Annotated in this window: 26 protein-coding genes; 12 read left to right on the top strand and 14 right to left on the bottom strand. The window is 68.9% G+C overall.

Annotated elements, in window-relative coordinates; genetic code table 11:
* Positions 1–13: 13 nt before the first annotated feature.
* Genes glyQ through OIK44_RS14425 form a run of 5 tightly spaced genes read left to right on the top strand, consistent with a single transcriptional unit; the run spans position 14 to position 5,342 of the window.
* Positions 14–928: a glycine--tRNA ligase subunit alpha gene (gene glyQ, locus OIK44_RS14445; protein ID WP_273671551.1), complete on the top strand. Its 915-nt coding sequence runs from the start codon at positions 14–16 to the stop codon at positions 926–928.
* A gap of 19 nt (positions 929–947) precedes the next feature.
* Entirely contained in the window at positions 948–3,056 is a 2,109-nt protein-coding gene (glyS, locus tag OIK44_RS14440; RefSeq protein WP_273671550.1) for a glycine--tRNA ligase subunit beta, read from the top strand.
* A 14-nt stretch (positions 3,057–3,070) separates the two neighbouring features.
* Positions 3,071–3,643: a D-glycero-beta-D-manno-heptose 1,7-bisphosphate 7-phosphatase gene (gmhB, locus tag OIK44_RS14435; protein ID WP_337587201.1), complete on the top strand. Its 573-nt coding sequence runs from the start codon at positions 3,071–3,073 to the stop codon at positions 3,641–3,643.
* Between the two features lie 14 nt (positions 3,644–3,657).
* Positions 3,658–4,398: a lysophospholipid acyltransferase family protein gene (locus OIK44_RS14430; protein ID WP_273671546.1), complete on the top strand. Its 741-nt coding sequence runs from the start codon at positions 3,658–3,660 to the stop codon at positions 4,396–4,398.
* A 44-nt stretch (positions 4,399–4,442) separates the two neighbouring features.
* A complete protein-coding gene (locus OIK44_RS14425; protein WP_273671545.1) occupies positions 4,443–5,342 on the top strand; it encodes a M48 family metallopeptidase in 900 nt (299 codons plus the stop codon).
* Between the two features lie 41 nt (positions 5,343–5,383).
* On the opposite strand, the gene waaA is transcribed toward OIK44_RS14425, so the two are convergent.
* The 8 genes from waaA to rfbB all read right to left on the bottom strand — a co-directional run bounded on the left by waaA (position 5,384) and on the right by rfbB (position 13,236).
* A complete protein-coding gene (waaA, locus tag OIK44_RS14420) occupies positions 5,384–6,682 on the bottom strand; it encodes a lipid IV(A) 3-deoxy-D-manno-octulosonic acid transferase (RefSeq protein WP_273671544.1) in 1,299 nt (432 codons plus the stop codon).
* Positions 6,682–7,662 carry a lipopolysaccharide heptosyltransferase I gene (gene waaC / locus OIK44_RS14415; RefSeq protein ID WP_420213850.1) on the bottom strand — a complete coding sequence of 327 codons (981 nt, stop codon included), beginning with the start codon at positions 7,660–7,662 and terminating at the stop codon, positions 6,682–6,684. Before waaC ends, waaA begins: the two co-directional genes overlap by 1 nt.
* A gap of 35 nt (positions 7,663–7,697) precedes the next feature.
* Entirely contained in the window at positions 7,698–9,080 is a 1,383-nt protein-coding gene (locus tag OIK44_RS14410; RefSeq protein WP_273671542.1) for a phosphomannomutase/phosphoglucomutase, read from the bottom strand.
* A 136-nt stretch (positions 9,081–9,216) separates the two neighbouring features.
* Positions 9,217–9,525: an H-NS histone family protein gene (locus OIK44_RS14405; protein WP_273671540.1), complete on the bottom strand. Its 309-nt coding sequence runs from the start codon at positions 9,523–9,525 to the stop codon at positions 9,217–9,219.
* 342 nt (positions 9,526–9,867) lie between these two features.
* On the bottom strand, positions 9,868–10,728 hold the full coding sequence (rfbD, locus tag OIK44_RS14400; protein ID WP_273671538.1) for a dTDP-4-dehydrorhamnose reductase: 861 nt from the start codon (positions 10,726–10,728) through the stop codon (positions 9,868–9,870).
* Complete coding sequence (gene rfbC / locus OIK44_RS14395) at positions 10,725–11,270, bottom strand: dTDP-4-dehydrorhamnose 3,5-epimerase (RefSeq protein ID WP_273671536.1); 546 nt, start codon at positions 11,268–11,270, stop codon at positions 10,725–10,727. Before rfbC ends, rfbD begins: the two co-directional genes overlap by 4 nt.
* The gene (gene rfbA, locus OIK44_RS14390) at positions 11,270–12,169 is read right to left on the bottom strand and encodes a glucose-1-phosphate thymidylyltransferase RfbA (RefSeq protein ID WP_273671534.1); all 900 of its coding nucleotides are present in this window, start codon (positions 12,167–12,169) and stop codon (positions 11,270–11,272) included. The genes rfbC and rfbA overlap by 1 nt, the downstream gene beginning before the upstream one ends.
* Positions 12,166–13,236: a dTDP-glucose 4,6-dehydratase gene (rfbB, locus tag OIK44_RS14385; protein WP_273671532.1), complete on the bottom strand. Its 1,071-nt coding sequence runs from the start codon at positions 13,234–13,236 to the stop codon at positions 12,166–12,168. Before rfbB ends, rfbA begins: the two co-directional genes overlap by 4 nt.
* Before the next feature lie 131 nt (positions 13,237–13,367).
* Here rfbB and OIK44_RS14380 point away from each other — a divergent pair, with 131 nt between their 5' ends.
* The 7 genes from OIK44_RS14380 (at position 13,368) to OIK44_RS14350 (ending at position 19,698) form a co-directional block, all read left to right on the top strand.
* The gene (locus OIK44_RS14380; protein ID WP_273671530.1) at positions 13,368–14,210 is read left to right on the top strand and encodes a symmetrical bis(5'-nucleosyl)-tetraphosphatase; all 843 of its coding nucleotides are present in this window, start codon (positions 13,368–13,370) and stop codon (positions 14,208–14,210) included.
* A gap of 80 nt (positions 14,211–14,290) precedes the next feature.
* Positions 14,291–15,259, top strand: coding sequence for a helix-turn-helix transcriptional regulator (locus OIK44_RS14375; RefSeq protein WP_273671529.1), 969 nt, complete (start codon positions 14,291–14,293; stop codon positions 15,257–15,259).
* A 40-nt stretch (positions 15,260–15,299) separates the two neighbouring features.
* Positions 15,300–15,854, top strand: coding sequence for a carboxymuconolactone decarboxylase family protein (locus OIK44_RS14370; RefSeq protein WP_273671528.1), 555 nt, complete (start codon positions 15,300–15,302; stop codon positions 15,852–15,854).
* Positions 15,855–15,856: 2 nt separating this feature from the next.
* Entirely contained in the window at positions 15,857–16,915 is a 1,059-nt protein-coding gene (locus OIK44_RS14365) for an acyl-CoA dehydrogenase (RefSeq protein ID WP_273671527.1), read from the top strand.
* On the top strand, positions 16,912–17,709 hold the full coding sequence (locus tag OIK44_RS14360; RefSeq protein WP_420213847.1) for an ABC transporter ATP-binding protein: 798 nt from the start codon (positions 16,912–16,914) through the stop codon (positions 17,707–17,709). The genes OIK44_RS14365 and OIK44_RS14360 overlap by 4 nt, the downstream gene beginning before the upstream one ends.
* Positions 17,706–18,944, top strand: coding sequence for an ABC transporter substrate-binding protein (locus tag OIK44_RS14355; RefSeq protein ID WP_273671526.1), 1,239 nt, complete (start codon positions 17,706–17,708; stop codon positions 18,942–18,944). The genes OIK44_RS14360 and OIK44_RS14355 overlap by 4 nt, the downstream gene beginning before the upstream one ends.
* Position 18,945: 1 nt before the next feature.
* Entirely contained in the window at positions 18,946–19,698 is a 753-nt protein-coding gene (locus OIK44_RS14350) for an ABC transporter permease (protein ID WP_273671524.1), read from the top strand.
* A 13-nt stretch (positions 19,699–19,711) separates the two neighbouring features.
* On the opposite strand, the gene OIK44_RS14345 is transcribed toward OIK44_RS14350, so the two are convergent.
* The 6 genes from OIK44_RS14345 to OIK44_RS14320 form a co-directional block, all read right to left on the bottom strand.
* A complete protein-coding gene (locus tag OIK44_RS14345) occupies positions 19,712–20,479 on the bottom strand; it encodes a lysophospholipid acyltransferase family protein (protein WP_273671522.1) in 768 nt (255 codons plus the stop codon).
* Between the two features lie 152 nt (positions 20,480–20,631).
* Entirely contained in the window at positions 20,632–21,927 is a 1,296-nt protein-coding gene (locus OIK44_RS14340; RefSeq protein WP_273671521.1) for a dihydroorotase, read from the bottom strand.
* Complete coding sequence (locus tag OIK44_RS14335) at positions 21,924–22,889, bottom strand: aspartate carbamoyltransferase catalytic subunit (protein WP_273671520.1); 966 nt, start codon at positions 22,887–22,889, stop codon at positions 21,924–21,926. Before OIK44_RS14335 ends, OIK44_RS14340 begins: the two co-directional genes overlap by 4 nt.
* A 5-nt stretch (positions 22,890–22,894) precedes the next feature.
* Positions 22,895–23,407 (bottom strand): bifunctional pyr operon transcriptional regulator/uracil phosphoribosyltransferase PyrR, encoded by a 513-nt coding sequence (gene pyrR / locus OIK44_RS14330; RefSeq protein WP_273671519.1) that lies wholly within the window; start codon positions 23,405–23,407, stop codon positions 22,895–22,897.
* Positions 23,391–23,795 carry a Holliday junction resolvase RuvX gene (gene ruvX / locus OIK44_RS14325; RefSeq protein WP_273671517.1) on the bottom strand — a complete coding sequence of 135 codons (405 nt, stop codon included), beginning with the start codon at positions 23,793–23,795 and terminating at the stop codon, positions 23,391–23,393. The genes pyrR and ruvX overlap by 17 nt, the downstream gene beginning before the upstream one ends.
* Positions 23,796–23,810: 15 nt before the next feature.
* Entirely contained in the window at positions 23,811–24,470 is a 660-nt protein-coding gene (locus tag OIK44_RS14320; protein WP_273671516.1) for a YqgE/AlgH family protein, read from the bottom strand.
* Positions 24,471–24,618: the final 148 nt, after the last annotated feature.

The raw sequence follows: 24,618 nt of genomic DNA, 5'->3' as shown, positions 1-24,618 counted from the left end.
GAGACAAACCACGATGCTCACATTTCAACAAATTATCCTGACGCTGCAAACCTACTGGGACAAGCAGGGTTGCGCCCTGCTGCAACCCTACGACATGGAAGTGGGCGCCGGCACCTTCCACACCGGCACCTTCCTGCGCGCCATCGGGCCGGAGCCTTGGCGCGCCGCCTACGTGCAGCCCTCGCGCCGCCCGAAAGACGGCCGCTACGGCGAAAACCCGAACCGCATGCAGCACTACTACCAGTACCAGGTGGTGCTCAAGCCGGCGCCGGAAAACATCCTCGACCTCTACCTCGGCTCGCTGGCCGCGCTCGGCCTGGACTTGCAGCAGAACGATGTGCGCTTCGTCGAGGACGACTGGGAAAGCCCGACGCTGGGCGCCTGGGGCCTGGGCTGGGAAGTCTGGCTGAACGGCATGGAGGTGACGCAATTCACCTACTTCCAGCAAGTGGGCGGCCTCGACTGCAAACCCGTGCTCGGCGAAATCACCTACGGCATCGAACGCCTGGCCATGTACCTGCAGGGCGTGGAAAACGTCTACGACCTGGTGTGGACGGAATGGGAAGAGAACGGCGTGACGAAAAAGCTCAGCTACGGCGACGTCTTCCACCAGAACGAGGTCGAGCAGTCGACCTATAACTTCGAACACGCCAACACGGAGCTGCTGTTCGCCCAGTTCGCCAACTACGAAGCCGAGGCGAAGCGCCTGATCGAGCTGCAACTGACGCTGCCGGCCTACGAAAAAATCATGAAGGCTTCGCACAGCTTCAACATGCTCGACGCCCGCGGCGCCATCTCCGTGACCGAGCGCGCCGCCTACATCGGCCGCGTGCGCACGCTGTCGCGCCTGGTCGCGCAAGCCTACTACGATTCGCGCGAGCGCCTCGGCTTCCCCATGCTCGACGGCGCCGCCCGCCCCACCGCGTAAGAGACAAGAACAAGAAACCATGAACCACACACTGCTCATCGAACTGCTGACCGAAGAACTGCCGCCGAAAGCGCTGGCCAAACTGGGCGCCGCCTTCGCCGCCGGCATCGTCAACGGCCTGAAGGCGCGCGACTTCCTCGAAACCGACAGCGTCGCCACCACCTACTCGACGCCGCGGCGCCTGGCCGTCTCCATCACCAAGGTGCGCGCAGTCTCGCCCGACAAGGCGATCCGCGAAAAAGTCCTGCCCGTTTCCGTCGCCCTCGACGCCAACGGCGCCGGCACGGCGCCACTGGCGAAGAAGCTGGCCGCGCTGGGCTTCCCCGAGGTCGGCGTGGCCGAGCTGGAACGGGCCGCCGACGGCAAGGCCGAAAGCTTCTTCTACACCTACACGGCGCCCGGCAGCCAGTTGGCGACGGGCTTGCAGGCCGCGCTGGAAGAGTCGGCGGCGAAGCTGCCCATCCCTAAACTGATGAGCTACCAGCGCCCCGACGGCAGCACCGTGCAATTCGTCCGCCCAGCCCACAGCCTGCTCGCCCTGCACGGCGCCGACGTCGTGCCGCTGACGCTGCTCGGACTGGCGGCCGGCCGCAGCACGCTGGGCCACCGCTTCCTGTGCGCCGACCGCGCCCACGCCGTCAGCGTCGCCCACGCCGACAACTACGCCGAGGTGCTGGCCGCCGAGGGCAAGGTCATTCCCGGCAATGAGGCGCGCAAGGAAAGCATCCGCGCCCAGCTGCTGGAAAAAGCCGGCGCCGACCTGGTCTTGATGCCTGAAGCCCTGCTCGACGAGGTGACGGCCCTGGTCGAATGGCCGGTCGTCTACGAGTGCCGCTTCGAGGAAGAATTCCTGGCCGTGCCGCAGGAATGCCTGATCCTGACGATGCAGACCAACCAGAAATACTTCGCGCTGACGGACGCCGGCGGCAAGCTGCGCTCGCGCTTCCTGATCGTCTCCAACATCGAGACGGCCACGCCCGAACACATCGTCGGCGGCAACGAGCGCGTCGTGCGCCCGCGCCTGTCGGACGCCAAGTTCTTCTTCGAGCAGGACAAGAAGAAGACGCTGGAGGCGCGCCTGCCGCTGCTCAAAAACGTGGTCTACCATAACAAGCTGGGCACCCAGGCCGAGCGCACCGAGCGCATCGCGGTGCTGGCCGGCGCCATCGCCGCGCAGCTCGGCGTCGACGCCGCGCTGGCGCGGCGCGGCGCGCTGCTGGCCAAGGCCGACCTGCTGACCGACATGGTCGGCGAGTTCCCCGAGCTGCAGGGCATCATGGGCACCTATTACGCCCGCCACGACGGCGAGCACGAGGAAGTGGCGCTGGCCGCCTCGGAACACTACCAGCCGCGCTTCGCCGGCGACGCCCTGCCGGCCACCGGCACCGGCACCGTGGTGGCGCTGGCCGACAAGCTGGAAACCCTGGTCGGCATCTGGAGCATCGGCCTGCAGCCGACCGGCGACAAGGACCCGTTCGCGCTGCGCCGCCACGCCCTCGGCGTGCTGCGCATGCTGCTGGAAAAGCGCCTGCCGCTGGCGCTGTCCCAACTGCTGGCCGACACCGCCGCGACCTTCGCCGGCCGCCCCGGCTTCGTCGACCCGAGCGCCGACGTCAAGGCGTTCATGCTCGACCGCCTGCGCGGCATCCTGCGCGAGCGCGGCTTCTCGCCGAACGAGATCGAGGCCGTGGTGGCGCAGAACCCGGAGCGCCTGGACGACATCGTCCAGCGCCTGGAAGCGGTGCAAGCCTTCGCCGCGCTGCCGGAGAGCGCCTCGCTGGCGGCCGCCAACAAGCGCATCACCAACATCCTGAAAAAGAACGAGGCCGCGCTTGCCCAGGTGGCCGCGGCCGGCGTCAACGCCGCGCTGCTGCAGGACGCCGCCGAGAAAAACCTGGCGGCGGCCGTGCTGCGCGTGCAACCCCAGGTCGAGGCGGCGTTCGCCGGCGGCGACTTCGCCGGCACGCTGAAGACGCTGGCCCAGCTGCGCGACGACGTCGACGCCTTCTTCAACGACGTCATGGTGATGGCCGAGGATCTGGCGCTGCGCAACAACCGCCTGGCGCTGCTGTCCTCGCTGCACGGCATGATGAACCGCGTCGCCGACATCTCGAAACTGGCGGCGTAATGGGGGCTCCGGCGATGAAACTGATCATCCTCGACCGCGACGGCGTCATCAACCACGACTCGCCGGACTTCATCAAATCGCCGCAGGAATGGCTGCCCATTCCCGGCTCGCTGGAGGCGATCGCGCGGCTGAACCAGGCCGGCTACCGCGTCGTCGTGGCCTCGAACCAGTCCGGCATCGCGCGCGAGTTCTTCGACATGACGATACTCAACGCGATCCACCAGAAGATGCACGCGCTGGCGCAGCAGGTCGGCGCCAGCATCGACGCCGTCTTCTTCTGCCCGCACGCGGCGGCCGACAACTGCGACTGCCGCAAGCCGAAGCCGGGCATGTTCAAGGAGATCTCGCAGCGCTACAAGACCAGCCTGAAAGGCGTGCCGACGGTGGGCGACTCGCTGCGCGACCTGCAGGCCGGCTACATCAGCGGTTGCGCGCCCTACCTGGTGTTGACCGGCAAGGGCGACAAGACCCAGGCCACCGGCGGCCTGCCGCCCGGCACGCTGGTGTTCCCCGACCTGGCCGCGACCGTGGGCCACCTGCTGAAAGCGGCGACGCCGGCCTCGCCGAACGTCGCCTTTAGTGTTTAATTCTGGAGTCCGGATTGCGTAATATTTCCCTGTTTCTGCGTTCCCTGCTGTTCATGCTGGTCATGATCGTCGCCACCATCGTCTGGGCCTGCGTCTGCTTCCTGGCCGCGCCGCTGTCCTACAACAAGCGCTTCTTCGTCACGTCGCGCTGGAACGTCTTCATCATCTGGTGCGCCAAAGTCATCTGCGGCATCCGCTACGAAATCAAGGGCGCCGAAAACTTCCCCGACGCGCCGGCCATCGTGCTGTCGAAGCACCAGTCGGCCTGGGAAACCATCTTCCTGCTGCCCAGCCTGCCGCGCCCGCTGGTCTACGTCTTCAAGAAGGAAATCCTCTACATCCCCTTCTTCGGCTGGGGCATGGCGCTGCTGCGCATGATCCCGATCGACCGCAAGCAGGGAAAAAACGCCTTCAAACACGTCGTCAACCACGGCAAACGGCGCCTGGCGGACGGCCAATGGATTATCATGTTCCCCGAGGGCACCCGGATTCCCGTCGGCCAGAAAGGCAAGTACAAGAGCGGCGGCACGCGCCTGGCCGTGGAAACCGGCGCCGTCGTCGTGCCGATCGCCCACAATTCCGGCGAATGCTGGCCCAAGCAGTCATTTTTGAAACGGCCGGGCTTGATCACGGTCTCGATAGGCAAACCGATTGCGCCGGAAGGCCACACACCGGACAGCATGATGCAACAGGTGGAAAATTGGATAGAATCAGAAATGCGCGTCATTTCGCCTCACGCCTACAGCGCTGGCTAGATGGCATAGGCGCATCGATCCAGGAGCCGACGCTGCGACAGCAAATGAAGTCGCTGAAGGTCGACGGCCAGCAACTGGATCTGTTTGCGCAAGATGTCCCAGCGACGGCGGCAACGCCGCCGCAGGCCGCGCCGTCGGCGCCGCCCTCGCTGCTGTGGAGCGCGCCGCCGCCCCCGCCGCCCCTGCCCGCGCCGCCGCGCGCGCCCGACGCGCCACCGCTGCGCCAGCTGCAACTGGGCCAGCACAGCCTCGAATATGAACTGCGCCGCTCGACGCGCCGCTCGATCGGCTTCATGATCGACGACGACGGCCTGCGCGTGACGGCGCCGAAACGCATCACCCTCGCCGAAATCGACAACGCCATCCGCGCCAAGCAGGGCTGGATCCTGTCCAAGCTGCACGAGCGGCGCGAACGGCGCGTCCAGCGCCTGCAGCGCCCGCCCATGGTGTGGCGCGACGGCGCCGCGCTGCCCTACCTGGGCGGCAGCGTCACGCTGCGCCTGCACCAGGCGGCGCGCCACCGCGCCAGCCTCAACCGCGACAGCGCCGAGCTGCACGTCTGGGTCACGCCGAGCGGCACCGAACAGCAATTGAAGGACAAGGTGCGGGCCTGCCTGCAGGCCGAGGCGAAGCAATTGTTCGCCGAGCGGCTCGACCTGTACGCCGCCAGGCTGGGCGTGAGCTACCACTCGTTCGCGCTGTCGTCGGCCGGCACGCGCTGGGGCTCGTGCACGGTGCAGCGCAAGATCCGCCTGAACTGGCGCCTGATCCATTTCGCGCTGCCGCTGGTCGACTACGTCGTCGCGCACGAACTGGCGCACCTGCTGGAAATGAACCACAGCCCGCGCTTCTGGGCCACGCTCGAATCGATCTACCCGGACTGCGACGGCGCCAAGCAGGCGCTGCGCAAGCGCGCGCAAGAATTGCCGGCGCTGTTCGCGTAAGCCGGCGCGCTTGCGGCTTTCAAGGGCAGGGGCGCCGCCCGTCAGGCCGGCGGGTCCATCCGCAACAGCGGCGCCAGCAGGGCCAGCGTGCGCGCGGTGGCGCCGCGGTGCTGGCTGGCGAACGCCAGCGCCCGCTCGCCCATCGCCGCCAGCCGGGCGCCGTCCTGCAGCAGCGCGCTGGCCTGCCGCATCAGCGCGTCGGCGTCGGGCGCCAGCTCGGCGGCGCCGGCCGCCAGCGCGTCCTGCGTGACGAGGGCGAAATTGAAGGTGTGCGGCCCGGTCAGCACCGGCTTGCCCAGCGCGCTCGCCTCGATCAGGTTCTGCCCGCCCAGCGGCAGCAGGCTGCCGCCGATGAAGGCGCAGTCGCAGGCCGCGTAATAGGCGAACATTTCGCCCATCGAGTCGCCCAGCAGCACCTGCACGCCGGCCGGCAGCGCCGCCTCGTCCAGCGCCAGTTGCGAGCGGCGCCGCGCGCTCAGGCCGCGCGCGGCCAGCAGCGCGGCGACGCCGTCGAAACGCTGCGGGTGGCGCGGCACCAGCACCAGCAACAGGCCGGCGGGCAGCCCGGCGGCGCCCTGGTAGGCGTCGAGGATCAATGCCTCCTCGCCGTCGCGCGTGCTGGCGCACAGCAGCACCGGGCGGGCGCCGAACTGGGCGCGCAGGCGCGCGCCGGCGGCCAGCGCGGCGGCCGGCACGGCGACGTCGAATTTGATGCTGCCGGTGACGACGACCCGCGCCGCGCCCAGGGCGCGCACGCGCGCCGCGTCGGCCTCGGTCTGCGCCGCCACCAGCGTGATGCCGCGCGCCGCGTCCAGCAGCAGGCGGCCGAAGCGCCGCGCCTTGCCCAGCGAACGCTGCGACAGCCGGGCGTTGAGCAGCGCCACCGGCACGCCGCGCCGGCCGCAGACGGCGATCAGGTTCGGCCACACTTCCGTCTCCATCAACAGGCAGATGCGCGGCTCGAAGCGGGCGATGAAGCTGCCCACCATCGTGCCGGTGTCGTAGGGCAGGTAGGATTGCAGCAAACGCGCGCCGTGCTTGCCGAACAGCGCGCTGCCGGCGGCGCGCCCGGTCGGCGTCATATGGGTCAGGACGATGCGGCATTCCGGCCAGGCCGCCAGCAGGGCATCCACCAGCGGCTCGGCGGCGCGCGTCTCGCCGACGGAGACGGCGTGCAGCCAGACCGTCGGCGGCGCCGCGCCGGCCGGCTTGCGGCCGTACCAGCCGAGCCGCTCGGCCCAGTGCCGGCGGTAGCCGGGCTCCTGCCGTCCGCGCAGCCACAGCCGCGCCAATACCAGCGGCAAAGCCAGCCACCACATCAGGGAATAGAGGAAACGCATTATTGGCCCAGCAAACTCTTTGCCGCGGCGAGCACCGCGGCCACATCGGGCGGCGCGCCGCGGTCGCCCAGGTTAATGATCTTCGGCGACCAGTTGCCCTCGGTTTTCCAGCGCGGCGAGTCACAGTACAGTTCCACCGTCGGGCGCGCGAACGCGGCGGCGATGTGGGTCAGGCCGGTGTCGACGCCGACCGCCAGCGCGGCGTGGCGCGCCAGCGTGACGGCGTCGGCCATCGCCAGCTTCGGCAGCACGCGGGCGTTCGGCAGCGCCGCCGCCAGCAGCTCGGCCTCGGCCTTCTCGGCCGCCGAGCCCCAGGGCAGCAGGATGGGCATGGGCGCCAGTTGCGCGCCCAGCGCGATCCAGTTCTGCGCCGGCCATTTCTTGGCGTCGCGCGCGGTGCCGTGGAAGTAGACGGCGTAGGGCTCGGCCGGCATCCAGTCGGGCGGCGGCACGGGCCGGGGCGCGTCGGGCAGGCCGAAGTCGGCCGGCGTGTCGACCGCGTAGCCGAGCGCGGCGCCGGCCACCAGGCGCCCGCGCGCCACCGCGTGGGTGCGCGGGTCGAGCGGTATGCTTTTGCTGTGGAACAGGCGCGAGACGCCCTCGTAGCCGGAGCCCTCGCTGCCGTTGGCCAGGCCGACCTTCTGCCCGCCCGGCGCCAGCCGCGCCGCGCCCATGATGATGCCGGTCTTCAGCAAGCCCTGGGTGTCGAACACATAGTCGTAGCGCCGCTCGCGCAGGGTCTTGAAGAAGGCGGCGATTTCCGCCCGCGTCTCGCGTTTGCCCAGGCTTTTGCGCCAGCGCCGCAGCGCGAAGGGAATGATGGCGCCGACCCGGCCGTTGAGGCGCACCAGGCTGGTGTAGCCCTCCTCCACCACCCAGTCGATGCTGGCGTCGGGGTGGTGGCGCGCGATGTCGGCGACCATCGGCAGATTGTGCAGCACGTCGCCCATCGAGGAGACGCGCACCAGCAAAATCTTCAGCGCCGCGGCCGTGCCGGCCGGCTTGGTCGGGGCACTCAAAATGGCAGTACCGCGTCGGGCTTGGCGGCCAGCAGCACGTCCCTGAACTGCTCCTGGATGCGCGCCAGCGCGGCCGGCGTCTGCGCCTCGAAACGCATGACGATGACCGGCGTGGTGTTCGAGGCGCGCGCCAGGCCGAAGCCGTCGGCGTACTCGACGCGCAGGCCGTCGATGGTGATGATGCGTTCGTGGCCGGGGAACACGGCATGCTCGCGCAAGCGCGCCATCAGCGCGACGTTCTCGCCCTCGCGCAGTTGCAGGTGCAGCTCCGGTGTGCTGTCCCACTGCGGCAGCGCATTCAGCACGGCCGACGGGTCGGCGGCGCAGCTGAGGATTTCCAGCAGGCGCGCGCCGGCGTACAGGCCGTCGTCGAAGCCGTACCAGCGGTCCTTGAAGAAGATGTGGCCGCTCATCTCGCCGCCCAGCGGGGCGCCGGTTTCGCGCAGCCTGGCCTTGACCAGCGAGTGGCCGGTCTGGCACATCAGCGGCCGGCCGCCGTGGCCGGCGATCCACGGCGCCAGGTGGCGCGTGCATTTGACGTCATACAGGATCTGCCCGTCGGGGTGGCGCGTCAGCACGTCGGCGGCGAACAGCATCATCTGCCGGTCCGGATAAATGATCTGGCCGTCCTTGGTGACGACGCCGAGGCGGTCGCCGTCGCCGTCGAAGGCGATGCCGATCTCGGCGTCCGAGTCGCGCAGGTGGCGTATCAGGTCTTGCAGGTTGTCCGGATGGGCCGGGTCCGGGTGGTGGTTGGGGAAGCTGCCGTCGACGTCGCAGAACAGCTCGCTCACCTGGCAACCCAGGCCGCGGAACAGCGCGCCGGCGAAGGCGCCGGCCACGCCGTTGCCGCAATCGACGGCGATCTTGAGCGGCCGCGCCAGCTTGACGTCGCCGAGGATGCGTTCCAGGTAGGCGGCGCGGATGTCGTGCGTCGCATAGCCGCCGGTCCGGCCGGCGGCGGCGCCGTCGTCGGCGACGATGGCGTGGTACAGCGCCTGGATCGTCTCGCCGTGGATCGCCTCGCCCGCCAGCACCATCTTGAAGCCGTTGTAGTCGGGCGGATTGTGGCTGCCGGTGACCATCACGCCGGACTGGGTGTCGAGCGCGTGCGTGCCGAAATACAGCATCGGCGTGGCCACCATGCCCAGGTCGATCACATCGACGCCCACCGACTGCAAGCCCTGCGCCAGCGCGCCGCTCAGTTGCGGCCCGGACAGGCGGCCGTCGCGGCCGATCAGCACGCGCGCCTGCCCCTTGGCCAGCGCGGCGCGGCCGAAGGCGCGGCCGATCCGCCGCGCCACGTCGGCATCGAGGGTTGTTCCGATGACGCCGCGGATATCGTAAGCTTTGAAGATGGTGTTTGACAGGGCAGGCATAGTTGTATTCAGAATGCGGAACACCGCGCGCCGCCGGATCGGCCGGCGCCGCGGTATCGTCACATGGCAGTGACGCCGTGGGCGGCCGCCGCACCGCGCGGCGGTCTTCGGCAGGCGCCCGCGGAAGTATACCGAATTATACGCGCAGCAGATCGATCGATTGGCCGGAATCGACCCATGCCTTGACCCACTTCGGCTGGCGGCCGCGGCCGGTCCATTGCTGCGAGGCGTCGCTAGGGTTGCGGTAACGCACCGCCACGCTGCCCGTCTTGCCGCGCGGACCGCTGCTCACCAGCTCTTTCAGCGGCATGCCGACGCTTTGCGCGATCGCCAGGATTTGCTCGCGCGCCTTGGCAATATCCTGGTTTTCGCGACGCTTCATTTCCTGTTTGATTTTATCCTGCAGATTGCGCAACTCTACCGCCGACATATTCGCTAGATCCATCATTATTCCTTTAGAGTGAGTTATATTTATAAAAACTTTTGCTTGTAACTGCAATATACTACATTCTCGGCGCATTTCCCGCCCACTCATCAAATTTTACGCCGGCCGGCCGCAATCGGATTATTCCGATTCCACTCACATATTCTCTTACCTATTCAGCAAGAGCCGCTCCGCCAATTAAAGCCGCCTTATTAACACATGGATACGGATATACCCGAAGCCGCCTTCCGCAATGGCAACAGGCATATTCGACAGGAATCAAGGGAGAAAGGGATAGGGGGCGGATATTCGCGCGGGAATGAAACGGCCAAGCCTATCGTTTGAGTAGCGCCATGCGAGGGATTATTGCTGCATGCACAAAGCGAGCGACTCTTGCCAATGCGGCAAATGACAAAACCGCGCCATGAGACGATCCGAACACAGCAGCGAATTGGCGGGCCGCTGCGCCGCCAGCGGATATTCCCTGCCGGGAATGGGAATGAGGCGGCAATCGATGCGGGCCGCCGCCAGGATCGCCTCGGTGAAACCGAACCAGGTGGTCTGGCCCTGGCTGCTCAAATGGTAGAGGCCGCTATTCTCGCGCCACCAGTCGGCCTGGCCGGCGCGCGCCTGCGCCAGGATCAGCGCGGTGCTGTCGGCGACGGTGCGGCTCCATGTCGGCGCGCCGCACTGGTCGTCGACGATGCGCAGCTCGGCGCGTTCGCGCGCCAGGCGCAGCATCGTCAGCAGGAAATTTTTGCCGCGCATGCCGTACACCCAGCTGGTGCGCAGGATCAGGTGGGGAATGCCGGCCGCCGCGACGGCCCGCTCGCCGGCCAGCTTGCTGCGCCCGTACACGTTCAGCGGGCCGGTGGCGTCGTCCTCCGCATACGCGCCGGCCTTGGCGCCGTCGAACACATAGTCGGTCGAATAATGCACCATCGCCGCGCCCAGCCGGGCCGCCTCCTGTGCCATCAGCCCCGGCGCCTCGGCGTTGATGCGCTGCGCCAGCGCCGGCTCGCGCTCGGCCTGGTCGACGGCCGTGTAGGCGGCCGGATTGACGATCAGTTGCGGTTGTACGGCGCGGACCACGTCGCGCACCTGGTCCAGATCGGCCAGGTCCATCTGGCCGCGGCCCGGCGCGACGACCTGGCCCAGGCCCTGCAGGCTGCGCGCCAGCTCGTAGCCGACCTGGCCGCTGGCGCCGGTCAGCAGGATTTTCACGCGAACAGCTCGGCGTCGGCCAGCGACCCGGCCCGCCTGTCCTTGTCCGACAGCGCGGGCGCGCCGGCCAGCGGCCAGGCAATGCCCAGCGCCGCGTCGTCCCACTGGATCGCCCGCTCATGCTCGGGGGCCCAGTAATCGGTGGTCTTGTACAGCACTTCGGCGCTGTCGCTGGTGACCAGGAAGCCATGGGCGAAGCCCGGCGGTATCCACATCTGGCGGCGGTTCTCGGCCGACAGCTCAAACCCGACCCAGCGGCCGAAGGTGGCCGAACTGGCGCGCAGATCGACGGCGACGTCGAAGACGGCGCCGGCCGTCACGCGCACCAGCTTGCCCTGCGGCTGGACGATCTGGTAATGCAGGCCGCGCAGCACATTCCTGGCGGAGCGCGAGTGGTTATCCTGGACAAATTCCACGCTGGTCCCGCTCAGCTGGCGGAAACGCCGGGCGTTGAAACTTTCATACAAAAACCCCCGCGCGTCGCCGAACACCGTCGGCTCCAAAACCAGCACATCGGCGATAGCAGTGGGGAGCGCGTTCATTATCGGATCACCTTATCGTCAAGAATCTGCATCAGATATTCGCCGTAGCCATTTTTGCGCAGCGGCGCCGCCAGGCGCTCCAGCTGGGCGGCGTCGATATAACCCTTGCGGAAGGCGATCTCCTCCAGGCACGCCACCTTCAAGCCCTGGCGTTTTTCGATGGTGGCGATGAATTGCGACGCCTCCAGCAGCGAGTCGTGGGTGCCGGTGTCGAGCCAGGCCATGCCGCGCCCCATCAGTTCGACGTTCAATTGCTGGGCCTCCAGATACACCCGGTTGACGTCGGTGATTTCCAGTTCGCCGCGCGCCGACGGCGCGATGCCGGCGGCGATGTCGCACACCTGCTGGTCATAGAAATACAGGCCCGTGACGGCGTAGTTCGATTTCGGCTGCGCCGGCTTTTCCTCGATGCTGACGGCGCGCCGCTGCGCGTCGAATTCGACGACGCCGTAGCGCTGCGGGTCTTGCACGTGGTAGGCGAACACGGTGGCGCCGCCGGCGCGCCGGTTCGACTGGCCCAGCATCGAGTGCAGTTCGTTGCCGTAGTAAATATTGTCGCCGAGGATGAGGGCGGATGGCGCGTTGCCGATAAACTCGCGGCCGATGATGAAGGCTTGCGCCAGCCCTTCCGGCGCCGCCTGCACGGCGTAGCTGAGGCTCATGCCCCACTGGCTGCCGTCGCCGAGCAGTTCGCGGAAGCGCGGCGTGTCCTGCGGCGTCGAAATGACCAGGATGTCGCGGATGCCGGCCACCATCAGCGTGCTGAGCGGGTAATAAATCATGGGCTTGTCATAAATCGGCAGCAACTGCTTCGACACCGACATCGTCACGGGATACAGGCGCGTGCCCGAGCCGCCGGCCAGGATGATGCCCTTGCGGCGTTGCGGATTGTGCCTCATGCCGCCACCCCGCGCCCGGCGTAGTTCTGTTCGACCCAGTTGCTGTAGGCGCCAGACTGCACGTCGGCGACCCAGGCCTGGTTGTCCAGATACCATTGCACCGTCTTCAGGATGCCGCTGTCGAAGGTTTCCGCCGGCCGCCAGCCCAGCTCGCGCTCGATCTTGCCGGCGTCGATGGCGTAGCGGCGGTCGTGGCCGGGGCGGTCCGCCACATACGTCAGCTGCGCCAGGTAGCTGGCGCCGGCCTTCGGCGCCAGGCGGTCGAGGATCGCGCACAGCGCCCGGACGACGTCGACATTGGCCATTTCATTCCAGCCGCCCACGTTATACACCTCGCCGGGGCGGCCGGCCGCCAGCACCCGGCGGATGGCGGCGCAGTGGTCGCTCACATACAGCCAGTCGCGCACCTGCCGGCCGTCGCCGTAGATGGGCAGCGGCTTGCCGGCGAGGGCGTTGGCGATCACCAGGGGAATCAGTTTTTCCGGGAAATGGAAGGGGCCGTAATTGTTCGAGCAATTCGTCGTCAGCGTCGGCAAGCCGTAGGTGTGGTGGTAGGAACGCACCAGGTGGTCGGAGGCCGCCTTCGACGCCGAATACGGGCTGTTCGGCGCGTAGGCCGTGCTTTCGCAAAACGGCGCCGCGTCCGGTCCCAGCGTGCCGTACACCTCGTCGGTGGAGACGTGCAGGAAGCGGAAGGCGGCCCGCCCGGCCCCGTCCAGCTCGGCCCAGTGGGCGCGCGCCGCCTCAAGCAGGCTGAAGGTGCCGTTGATGTTGGTGGTGATGAAGGCGTCCGGCCCGTGGATGGAGCGGTCGACATGGCTTTCCGCGGCAAAATGGAGGATCGCCCGCGGCCGGTGCTGGCGCAGCAGGGCCAGCACGTGGGCGCCGTCGCCGATGTCGCCGCGCACGAACTGGTGGCGCGGGTCGCCGGCCAGCGCCGCCAGATTGTGCAGATTGCCCGCGTAAGTGAGCTTGTCGAAGTTGACCAGCGGCTCGTCGGACTGGCCCAGCCAGTCCAGGACGAAGTTCGATCCGATAAAGCCTGCACCGCCCGTGACGAAAATCATTTAGTATCCTGCCGAAAGCATAAAGTAGCGATACGCATGATTCTAAGTGAAACGGCGGCCGCGCACCGACAAAAAATAATTGCTGAGTGCGCTTGCACGGGGCGCCAGCACAGCAGACAGGCTCAAACACCATGAAAACCTATGTCATCGGCGACTTGCAGGGCTGCCACGCGCAAACCGTGGAATTGCTCGAGCGCATAGGCCAGAGCTGCGCCGGCCCGCACACCCTGCTGTTCGCCGGCGACCTCGTCAACCGCGGCCCGCAGTCGCTGGCGACGCTGCGCCTGGTGCACGGGCTGGCCCGGCGCGGCCAGGCCGACAGCGTGCTGGGCAACCACGACCTGCATTTGCTGGCCGTGGCGGCCGGCATCCGCCCGCCGCACGCGGCCGACACGCTGGACGAGATCCTGGCGGCGCCCGACCGCGACGCCCTGCTCGACTGGCTGCGGCGGCGCCCGCTGGCCCTGCTGCGCGACGGCCACCTGCTGGTGCACGCCGGCCTGCTGCCGCAGTGGAGCGCGCAACAGGCCGTGGCGCTGGCCGGCGAGGTCGAAAGCGCGCTGCGCGGCCCCGCCTGGAAGGATTTCTTGCTCGACATGTACGGCAACGCGCCGGCCGCCTGGGACGAGGGCTTGCGCGGCGCCGCGCGCCTGCGCTGCATCGTCAACGCGCTGACGCGGCTGCGCTTTTGCACGGCCGACGGCGTGATGGACTTCAAGATGAAGGAAAGCGGCAGCGCCCCGCCCGGCTCCGGCCTGCTGCCGTGGTTCGACGTGCCGGGCCGGCGCAGCGCCGGCGACAAGGTGGTGTTCGGCCACTGGTCGGCGCTGGGCCTGCTGCGGCGGCCCGCGCTGATCGGCCTCGACAGCGGCTGCGTCTGGGGCGGCAGCCTGTCCGCCGTCTGCCTCGACGACGGCAGCCTGCTGCAAGTGGCCTGCCCCGGCTACCGCCGGCCCGGCGCCGCGGCGCCCTGAGGCGCATATGCTTATGCGTTTTTTTTCGTCGGCGCGGCGGCGCGCCCGCCGTATCATGGAGCCTTTTCGAGACTGCGGCCATGGCCCCTGACAGCGACAACCTGGCCCACTGGCTGCTCGGCAGCGTCGAACTCGACGCCGCCGCGCTGCACGTCGGCCATTACTGCGGACGCTGGCGCGCCTCCACGGCCGGGCGCGCGCTGGGCAGCTTCCACCTGGTGCTGCAGGGCGCGTGCTTCCTGCACCTGCCGGACGCGGCGCCGCTGCCGCTGGGGCCGGGCGACGGCGTGTTCCTGCTGCGCGACATCGAGCACTTCCTCAGCCCCCTGGCCGACGCGGCCGCCGCCGTCGCGCCGCAGCCGATGGCGCCGCTGGGCGCGGCCGGCGGCGCCGGCCTGGCCTGCGGCTTCTTCCAGCTGCGCGGCGCGCTCAGCGCGCTGATCGCCGACGCCTTCCCCGACTACCTGGTCCTGCGCGCCGGCGCCGCCGCGCCGGACGCGGCCGCCGCCCTGTTCGCGCTGATCCTGGCCGAGCGCGGCGGCGACCCGCTGCGGCCGTCGCCGCTGGTGGCGCGCCTGGTCGAACTGCTGTTCTTCTACCTGGTCCGCCACGCCGCCCTGCAAGAGCACGACGGCGCCGGCCTGCTGGCGCTGGCCCGGCACGGCGCATTCGCCCCCCTGCTCGAGCGCCTGCTGCGGGAACCGGGCGCGGCCTGGAGCATCGAACGCATGGCCGGGATCGCGCACATGTCGCGCGCCAGCTTCTGCAAGCACTTCGCGGCCGCCTGCGGCCAGCCGCCGGCCCAGTTCCTGCAAAGGCTGCGCATGCAGATCGCCGCCCAGCAGCTGCGCGCCGGCGTCGCCGTGGAACGGGCCGCCGAACAGGTCGGCTACCACTCGCCCGCGGCGTTCTCGCGCGCCTTCAAGCGCATCATCGGCGAACAGCCGGGCGCCTACCGGCGCGCCCGGCGCCTGCGCCAACTGGCGCCGCGCCTAGACGAACGGGCAAAAAATGGCGACGCCGGCGCCTTCCCCGCCGCGCCCGCCTGAAGGATAATGCGGCCTCATCCTTACTAACAGAAGGCGCACCATGGCACGTCTCACCCTGCACACCCTCGACACGGCTCCGGCCGACAGCCGCCACTTCGTCGACAAGGCGCTCGTCAACAACGGCTTCCTGCCGAACCTGATCGGCGTGCTGGCGAACGCGCCCGTGGCGCTGGAAACCTATATGACGGTGGCCGGCATCAACGCCCGCGCCAGCCTGACGCTGGCCGAGCGCGAAGTGGTGCAGATCACGGCCGCGCGCATCCACGGCTGCGACTTCTGCATCGCCGGCCACAGCGCCATCGCGCTGAAGAAGGCCGGCCAGGGCGCCGACACGGTGCGCGCGCTGCAGCACGGCGCCGCCACGGGCGAGGCCCGCCTGGACGCCGTCGCCGCCTTCACCGGCGCCGTCATCGCCCGCCGCGGCAACGTCGACGACGCCGACTACCAAGCCTTCCTGGCGGCCGGCTACCAGGAGCAGCAAGCCCTCGAAGTGGTGCTGGGCGTGAGCCTGGCGACGCTGTGCAATTTCGCCAACAGCCTGGCCGGCACGCCGGTCAACCCGCAATTGCAGCCCTACCTGCCCGGCGCGGTCTGAGCATGGACGCCCTCACCTACTGGCTGCACGCCAACGCCGAGCAACTTGACAGCGACGCCGGCCTGGCCGAGGACGTGCTGCCGATGCTGGCCGGCGCCCAGCTGCTGCGCATCGGCGTGCCGGCCGCCCAGGGCGGCGGCGGCGGCGACGTGCGCGACGCCATCGCCGCCATCGCCGCCGTGGCCCAGCACTCGCTGACGGCCGCCTTCGTCTTCTGGGGCCAGCGCACCTTCATCGAATACCTGCTGCAAAGCCCGAACGGCGCACTGGCCGAGCGGCGCCTGCCGGCCCTGCTGGAGGGCCGGCTGGCCGGCGCCACCGGCCTGTCGAACGCGATGAAATTCCTCTCCGGCATAGAGCAACTGCAAATTTGCGCGACCCCGCAGGCGCAGGGCTGGCGCCTGGACGGCGCGCTGCAGTGGCTGACCAATCTGCGCAAGGCCGGCTTCACCGCCGCCGCCGCCGTGGCGCCCAGCGACGGCGCGCCGCCGGCCATCATCGCCTTCGACAGCGACTGCGCCGGCGTGGTCCGCGGCGCCGACCTGGACCTGATCGCCCTGCGCGGCAGCAACACCGCCTCCGTCAAGCTGAGCGCCGTCGCCATCGGCGCGGCCGACCTCATCGCCGCCGACGCCACCACCTGGCTGCCGGCCGTGCGCCCGTCCTTCCTCGGCATGCAATGCGGCATGTCGATCGGCCTGGCGCGCGCCAGCCTGGCCCAGGCGGCCGCCATCTCGGCCGGCAGCCGCAACCAGCTGACGCCGCGCATCGAGGCGCTGCGCCAAACGCTGGAAGAGCACACGGCAACGCTGATGGCCGGCGTCCACGACGGCCGCTTCCGGAGCAAGGCGCCGGCCATGTTCCGCCTGCGCATCGCGCTGGCCGACGTCGTGCAGCAGGCGCTGACGCTGGAACTGCAGGCCATGGGCGGGCGCGCCTACCTGCAGCAGGAGCAGAACGGCTTCGCCCGGCGCTGGCGCGAGGCGGCCTTCATCCCCGTCGTCACGCCCAGCCTGACGCAACTGCAGGCCGCGCTGCAACAGCTCGAAGGCGCCGCGTGACGGGCGACTGGGCGCTGCAGGCGCAGGAACTGAGCTTCGGCTACCCCGGCGCGGCGCCGCTGTTCGAGGCCGTCTCGCTGGCCGTGCGCCCGCGCGAAATCGTCTGCCTGCTGGGCGGCAGCGGCTGCGGCAAATCCAGCCTGCTGCGCGTGCTGGCCGGCCTGCAGGCGCCGGCCGGCGGCAGCATCCGCTTCCTCGACGCGCCGCTGCTGCAGCCGGACCCGCGCAGCGCGCTGGTGTTCCAGCAGGCCAGCCTGCTGCCCTGGCTGGACGTGGCCGGCAACGTCGGCTTCGGCCTCGACTTCGCGCGCCAGCCCGAGCTCGGCGCCGAGCGCCACCACGCCCGCGTCGCCCAGGCCATCGAGGCGGTCGGCCTGGCCGGCCGCGCCCACCTGTACCCGGCCGCGCTGTCGGGCGGCATGGCGCAGCGCGTCGCGCTGGCGCGCGCGCTGGCGCGCGAACCGGAGCTGCTGTTCGCCGACGAGCCGTTCTCCGCGCTCGACGCCATCACCCGCGCCGAGATGCAGACGCTGCTGGTCGACGTCGTGCACCGCTGGCACAGCGCCGTGCTGCTGGTCACCCACGACATCGACGAAGCCATCCTGGTGGCCGACCGCATCCTGCTGATGGGTGGACGGCCCGGCCGCATCGTGCGCGAATGGCGCGTCGACATCGCCGCGCCGCGCGAAAGCCACGGCGGCGCCGTCACCGAACTCAAAATGGACATCCTCGCCGCCCTGCTGGCGCTGCGCGAGCCATCCCCCTCCGCCACCCGACCAGGAACACATCCATGACCGACACATCGAACCCGCTGCACATCTGCGCCTCCTCCGACTGCGACTGCGGCCTGACGCGGCGCGACTTCCTGCGCCTCTCGGCGCTGGCCGGCGCCGGCGCCGCCGCGCCCCTGCTGTTCGCCGGCGACGCCATGGCGCGCCAGGGCGCCAAGGGCGACGACCAGGCCGTCAAAATCGGCTACCTGCCGATCACCGACGCCACCCCGCTGCTGGTGGCGCACGCCCGCAAGCTGTTCGAGGCCGAGGGCCTGAAGACGGAAACGCCGCGGCTGTTCCGCAGCTGGGCGCAGATCACCGAAGCCTTCGTCTCCGGCCAGGTCAACGTCATCCACATGCTCTCGCCGGCCACGCTGTGGGTGCGCTACGGCGCCAAATTCCCCGCCAAGGTGGTGGCCTGGAACCACGTCAACGGCTCCGCGCTGACGGTGTCCAACGACATCGACAAGGTCGCCGACCTGGGCGGGCGCACCGTCGCCGTGCCGTTCTGGTACTCGATCCACAACATCCTGCTGCAGCAGATCCTCACGGCCGCCGGCCTGACCCCGGTGACGCGCGCGCGCAACGCCGGCATCAAGCCGAACGAAGTCAACCTGGTCGTCATGGCGCCGGCCGAAATGGTCTCCGCGCTGGCCGGCAAGTCGATCGCCGGCTTCATCGTCGCCGAACCGTTCAACGCCGCCGCCGAAACGGCCGGCATCGGCAAGGTGCTGCGCTTCTCCGGCGACGTCTGGAAAAACCACGCCTGCTGCGTCACCTTCCTGTCCGAGCGCGACATCAGCGAACGGCCGGAATGGGCGCAGCGCGTCACCACGGCCATCGTCAAGGCGCAGCTGTGGACCCGCTCGAACCAGCTCGACACGGCCAAGCTGCTGGCCGCCAGCGGCGACAACCGCTACACGCCGCACCCGCTGCAGGTGCTGTCGAAAGTGCTGGTGACGACCGACTACAGCGCCTACGAAAGCCGCGGCCTGATCGCCCACAAGAACTGGCAGCAGCGCCGCATCGACTTCCAGCCCTACCCGTTCGCCTCCTACACCGAGGAGATGGTGCGCGCCATCGCCCGCACCAAGGTCGAGGGCGACACCCGCTTCCTGAGCGGACTCGATCCGAAATTCGTCGCCCGCGACCTGGTCGACGAGCGCTTCGTGCGCAAGGCCCTGGCGGCCGTCGGCGGCCCGGCCGCGTTCGGCCTGCCGGCCAACCTGCTGCGCAGCGAAACCGTGGCGGTCTGAGATGCTGAAACGGATATTGCTGCCGCTGGCCGGCCTCGGCCTGGCGCTGCTGCTGTGGGGCGCCGGCGTGGCCGCGCTGGAACGGAGCACGCCGATCGCGGCCGCCTTCGCGCCGGCCAGGGCCGCGCTGGCGCTGGCCGAACTGGTGCAGGGGCGCGACATCTGGCTGCACATCTGGCTCAGCCTGCAAAGAGTGGCGGTGGGGCTGGGGCTGGCGGCCGTCCTCGGCGTGCCGCTGGGGGTGCTGGTGGCGACGTCGAAAAACTTCGCCGGCGGCGCCATGCCGCTGTTCCAGCTGCTGCGCATGGTCTCGCCGCTGTCGTGGATGCCGCTGGCCGTGATGGTGCTGGGCGTCGGCGACGCGCCCGTCTACTTCCTGCTGGCCTTCGCCGCCGTCTGGCCCATCCTGCTCAACACGGCGGCCGGCGTCGGCCGGCTCGACCCGAACTGGCTGCTGCTGGCGCGCAGCCTGTCGGCGACGCGCAGCGAAACCGTGCTGCGCGTCATCCTGCCGGGCATCACGGCCGACATCCTGACGGGCGTGCGGCTAGCCATCGGCATCATCTGGATCGTCCTGGTGCCGGCGGAAATGCTCGGCGTCTCGGCCGGCATCGGCTACTTCATCCTCGACACCCGCGACCGCCTGGCCTACTCGGAACTGATGGCCGCCATCATCCTCATCGGCGGACTCGGCTTCCTGCTCGACTACCTGGCGCGGGCCGCGCACGCGCGCTGGCTGCACGTCAGCAACTAGGCGGCGGCGCCGATTAAACGGGGGCGGCCGCGCCGGCGTCCGGCGCCGCGATGCCGAGCGCGCCCGCCACCGAGCGCTCGGCGGCCAGCGCCAGCTCGCGGCGGTGGGCGCCGACGCTATCGATGGGCGGCAAACAGACCAGGCGGGCCGTCACGGGCGGGCCGCTCAAAATCATCACCAAGCTTTGCGCGAAACTCATCTCGCCGATGAAATCGACGGCCGGATGCGAAGCGCCGGCGGCGTCCACATAGGCCAGCGCGAACGGCTGCACCGGCACCTTGGCGTCGATGGCCGCCTCGAACAGATTCGCGTGAAACGGCAGCAACTGCCCCTGCGCCGCCGTCGTCCCCTCGGGGAAAAAGGCGATGCGCTCGCCCTCGACCAGCTTATCCACCAGCCCCTTGAAAATATGCCGCAAATCGCGGCGCTTGCCGCGCGCGATGAACACCGTGCCGGCCTTGGCGCTGAGCCAGCCCAGCACCGGCCAGGCGCGGATCTCCGCCTTCGCCACGAAACGGCAGGGATGCACGGCGTTCATCACAAAAATATCCAGCCACGACACATGGTTGGCGACCACCATCGCCCGCGGCAACACCTGCTCCCAACCGGCGCCCCGCTCGACGCGCACGCCGCAGATCGCCATCAACTGACACGACCAAACACGGATGCGGCGGTTGCGCGCCGGCGTGCCCAGCCAGGGAAAGACCACGGCGCACGTCGCCATCCCGAGGGACACATGCGCGGCCACCCGCCCGAGGCGGTAAATAAGCAATAGTTTCAAATCACACCAAAAACAAAAAAGGGGTCAGGTCTAGACATGACGGTTTTCCACCAACCAACAATGGGGTCAGGTCTAGACATGGCGGTTTTCGCGTGCGCTTGCGCGTCAAAAACCGCCATGTCTAGACCTGACCCCAAAGTTGGGTTTGGGAATTAGCGCTGGAAGGCGACGTGGCCGGCGACGATGGTCGCCTGGACGACGCCGCTCAGTTCGTAGCCGAGGAAGGGGGTGTGCTTGCCCTGGCTGGCCAGGGCCGGCGCCGCCACGGTCCAGCGCGCCTTCGGATCGAACAGGCAGACGTCGGCGACGCTGCCGGGCGCCAGGTTGCCGCCCGGTATGCCGGCGACGCGGGCCGCGTCGGCCGTCACTTTGGCCAGCGCCCGGGCGATCGGCCGCGCCCCGCCGGGCTGCCCGGCGGCGTAGTCGTCGGCCCATTTGAGGGCCAGCGACAGCAGCAGTTCCAGCCCCGTGGCGCCGGGCGACGCTTCGCCGAAGGGCAGCAGTTTTTCGTCGTCGTCGACCGGCGTGTGGTCCGAGCACATGGCGTCGATGGTGCCGTCGAGCAGGCCGGCGCGGATCGCGTCGCGGTCGCGCTGGCTGCGGAACGGCGGCGTGACGCGGGCGTTCGGGTCGAAGAAGCCGATGTCGGCGTCGGTCAGGTGGACGTGGTGGACGCCGACGTCGCAGCTGACCGGCAAGCCTTCGCGCTTGGCCGCGCGGATCAGCTCCAGCCCGGCCGCCGAGGAGATGCGGCACAGGTGGACGCGGGCGCCGGTGGCGCGCATCAGTTCGAAGATGGTGTGCAGGGCGATGGTTTCCGACATGACGGGCACGCCGGACAGGCCCAGGCGCGAGGCCAGCGGCCCGCTGTGGGCGATGCCGCCCCGGCCGATGTGGGCGTCCTGCGGCCGCAGCCAGACGGTGTAGCCGAAGGTGTTGGCGTATTGCAGGGCGCGCAGCAGCACGGTGGTGTCTTCGATGGCTTCCTCGGCCTGGGCGAAGCCGATGCAGCCCGCCTCCGTCAGTTCCGCCATTTCCGTCAGCGCCCGCCCCTTCAGGCCGACCGTCAGCGCGCCCAGCGGGTGCACGTGGGCCTGGTTGATGGTCTTGGCGCGGTGCTTGAGCATTTCCACCAGACCCGGCTCGTCGAGCACGGGGTCGGTGTCGGGCGGGCAGACCAGGCGCGTGACGCCGCCCTGCATGGCCGCCTGCAGCTCGGACTCCAGCGTGGCCTTGTATTCGTAGCCGGGCTCGCGCAGGCGCGCCGACAGATCGACCAGGCCGGGCGCGACGACCAGGCCGCTGGCGTCGATGGTGCGCTCGGCGACGAAGCCGGCCGGCGCCCGGCCCACGGCCAGCACGGCGCCGTCGGCGATGAAGAGGTCTTGCAGGCTGTCGACGCCGTTGGCCGGGTCGATCAGGTGGCCGTTCTTGATATGTAATTTCATCCTTGATTTCCCGCCAAAATGCTCATCACTGCCATCCGTACCGCGATCCCGAATGTCACCTGCGGCAAAATCACCGCTTGCGCGCCGTCCGCCACCGCCGAGTCGATTTCGACGCCGCGGTTCATCGGCCCCGGATGCATGACGATCGCATCCGGCTTGGCCAGCGCCAGCCGCTCCGGCGTCAGGCCGTAGCTCTTGAAGTATTCCTGCGCCGACGGCAGCAGGGCGCCGTTCATGCGCTCGTTCTGCAGGCGCAGCATGATGATCACGTCGACGTCCTTCAAGCCGGCGTTCATGTCGGTGAAGGTGCGCACGCCCATCTGCTCCAGGCCGCCCGGCAGCAGCGTGTGCGGGCCGATGGCGCGCACTTCCGGCACGCCCAGCGTGGTCAGCGCGTGGATGTCCGAGCGCGCCACGCGGCTGTGCAGGATGTCGCCGACGATGGCCACCGTCAGCTTGCTGAAGTCCTGCTTGTAGTGGCGGATCGTGTACATGTCGAGCAGGCCCTGGGTCGGGTGCGCGTGGCGGCCGTCGCCGGCGTTGACGACGTGGACGTGGTTCTGCCGCGTGTCGTGCAAATGCTTGGCGATCAGGTAGGGCGCGCCCGACTGCGCGTGGCGCACCACGAACATGTCGGCGTGCATGGCCGACAGGTTGTCGATGGTGTCGAGCAGGGACTCGCCCTTGCTGGCCGAGGAGGCCTGGATGTTCAGGTTGATGACGTCGGCCGACAGGCGTTTCGAGGCGATCTCGAAGGTGGTGCGGGTGCGCGTCGAGTTTTCAAAAAACAGGTTGAAGACGCTTTTGCCGCGCATCAGCGGCACTTTCTTGACGTCGCGGTCGGAGATGCCGACGAAGGACGAGGCGGTGTCGAGGATGTGGTTGACGATGGACTTCGGCAGCCCCTCGATGGTCAGCAGATGCTGCAGCTCGCCGTGTTTGTTCAGTTGCGGATTAAGCATGGTGTTTATTCTATGGTGAGCGTGAATCGTCCCGCGTCTGCGCGCTGCAGCACCAGGGCCTGCGCCGTGTCCAGCGTGACGCTGGCGGCGACGAAGTCGGCGGCGACGGGCAGTTGCCGGCCGCCCCGGTCGACCAGCGCGGCCAGCATGATGCGCGCCGGGCGGCCGTAGTCGAACAGCTCGTTGATGGCGGCGCGCGTGGTGCGCCCGGTGTAGAGCACGTCGTCGACGAGGACGATGCTGGCGCCGTTGACGTCGAAGCCGATCTGCGTCGGCTTGACGTCCGCGTGCAAGCCCTTCTGGGCGAAGTCGTCGCGGTAGAACGAGACGTCGATGAAGCCCAGGCGCGCGCCCAGGCCGAGGTCGGCCGCGAGGCGTTCGGCCAGCCAGGCGCCGCCGGAGTGGATGCCGACGATGGCGACGTCGCTGGCGCCGGACAGGCCGCTCTGCAGCTGTTGCAGCAAGACCCCGTACAGGGCCTCGGCATCGAGTTGGGAAGGGTTAGTTGGATTGGGCATGGTCGTCAAAATATTGTTGCAAAATAATGGAGGCGGCGCGGTCGTCGATGACCTCGCCCCGTTTGGCCGCAATGACGGCCGAGGAATAGCGCTCGTCGACGAGCACGACGGGCAGCCCGAAGCGCCCGTGCATCTGGTTGGCGAAGCGGCGGCAGCGCGCGCTCATCTCGTGCTCGGTGCCGTCCGGGTGGCTGGGCAGGCCGACGACGACGCGCGTCGCGCCCCACTCGGCGATCAGGGCGGCGATGGCGGCGAAGCGCGGCTCGTTGGCGACGGCCGCGATGACGCTCAGCGGCCGGGCCTGGCGCAGCATGGTGTTGCCGATCGCCACGCCGATGCGTTTGACGCCGAAATCGAAGCCCAGCACGGTGTCGACGGCCGCGCTCACAGGGTGCGGCCCGCGTCACGCATGGCCGGCCTCGGAGGCCAGCATCAGCGGGTCGATGCCGAGCAGCTTGATGGCCGCCACGTAGCGCTCCTCGATGGGCAGATCGAACAGGATGTCGGCGTCGGCGCCGACGGTGAGCCAGCCGTTGCGGCCGATCTCGTCCTCCAGCTGGCCGGGGCTCCAGCCGGCGTAGCCGATCGACACCAGCAGGCGCTGCGGGCCGGCGCCGCTGGCGACGGCTTCGAGCACGTCGATCGACGTCGTGAAGGCCACCTCGTCGGTCACCGTCAGCGACGACGAGTAGCGCCCGCCCGGCGTGTGCAGCACGAAGCCGCGGTCGTCCTGCACGGGGCCGCCGAACATGATAGGTTCGTTGACCATGGGCGTGTCGAGGCCGGCGCTCAGCTTCAAGTCTATGCGCTCGAACAAGACCTGCATCGTCATGTCGGTGGGCTTGTTGATGACCACGCCGAGCACGCCGTTTTCATTGTGCTCGCAGACATACACGACGGTGCCGCCGAAGATAGGGTCTTGCATGGACGGCATGGCGATCAGGAAATGATTCGCCAAATTCAGCGCGGCCGCGCCCATGGCGCCGGACGGCGCCACGCGGTCGGTGGGATCCTGTAACGATCCGTGTCCAGATAGAGATTTGCCGGTTTTGCTCTTTTTCATACGCGTTGCTCTCTCTGCTGGCTTGCTTATCCTGCTTTGCTGGTAAGATCGTCGTCGCCGGCGACATGCCGTGAAACTAACGACAGTTTACACTGAATTGCGGCGGCGGCGGCGCCTGCGCCGCTTGCCGCGCTGCCATATTCTGATG

Source organism: Janthinobacterium fluminis (assembly GCF_028595325.1).
Classification (GTDB): Bacteria; Pseudomonadota; Gammaproteobacteria; order Burkholderiales; family Burkholderiaceae_D; genus Janthinobacterium; species Janthinobacterium fluminis.
Note: the sequence above shows the minus strand (reverse complement) of the source record. Positions and strands in the feature narration are given on the sequence as shown.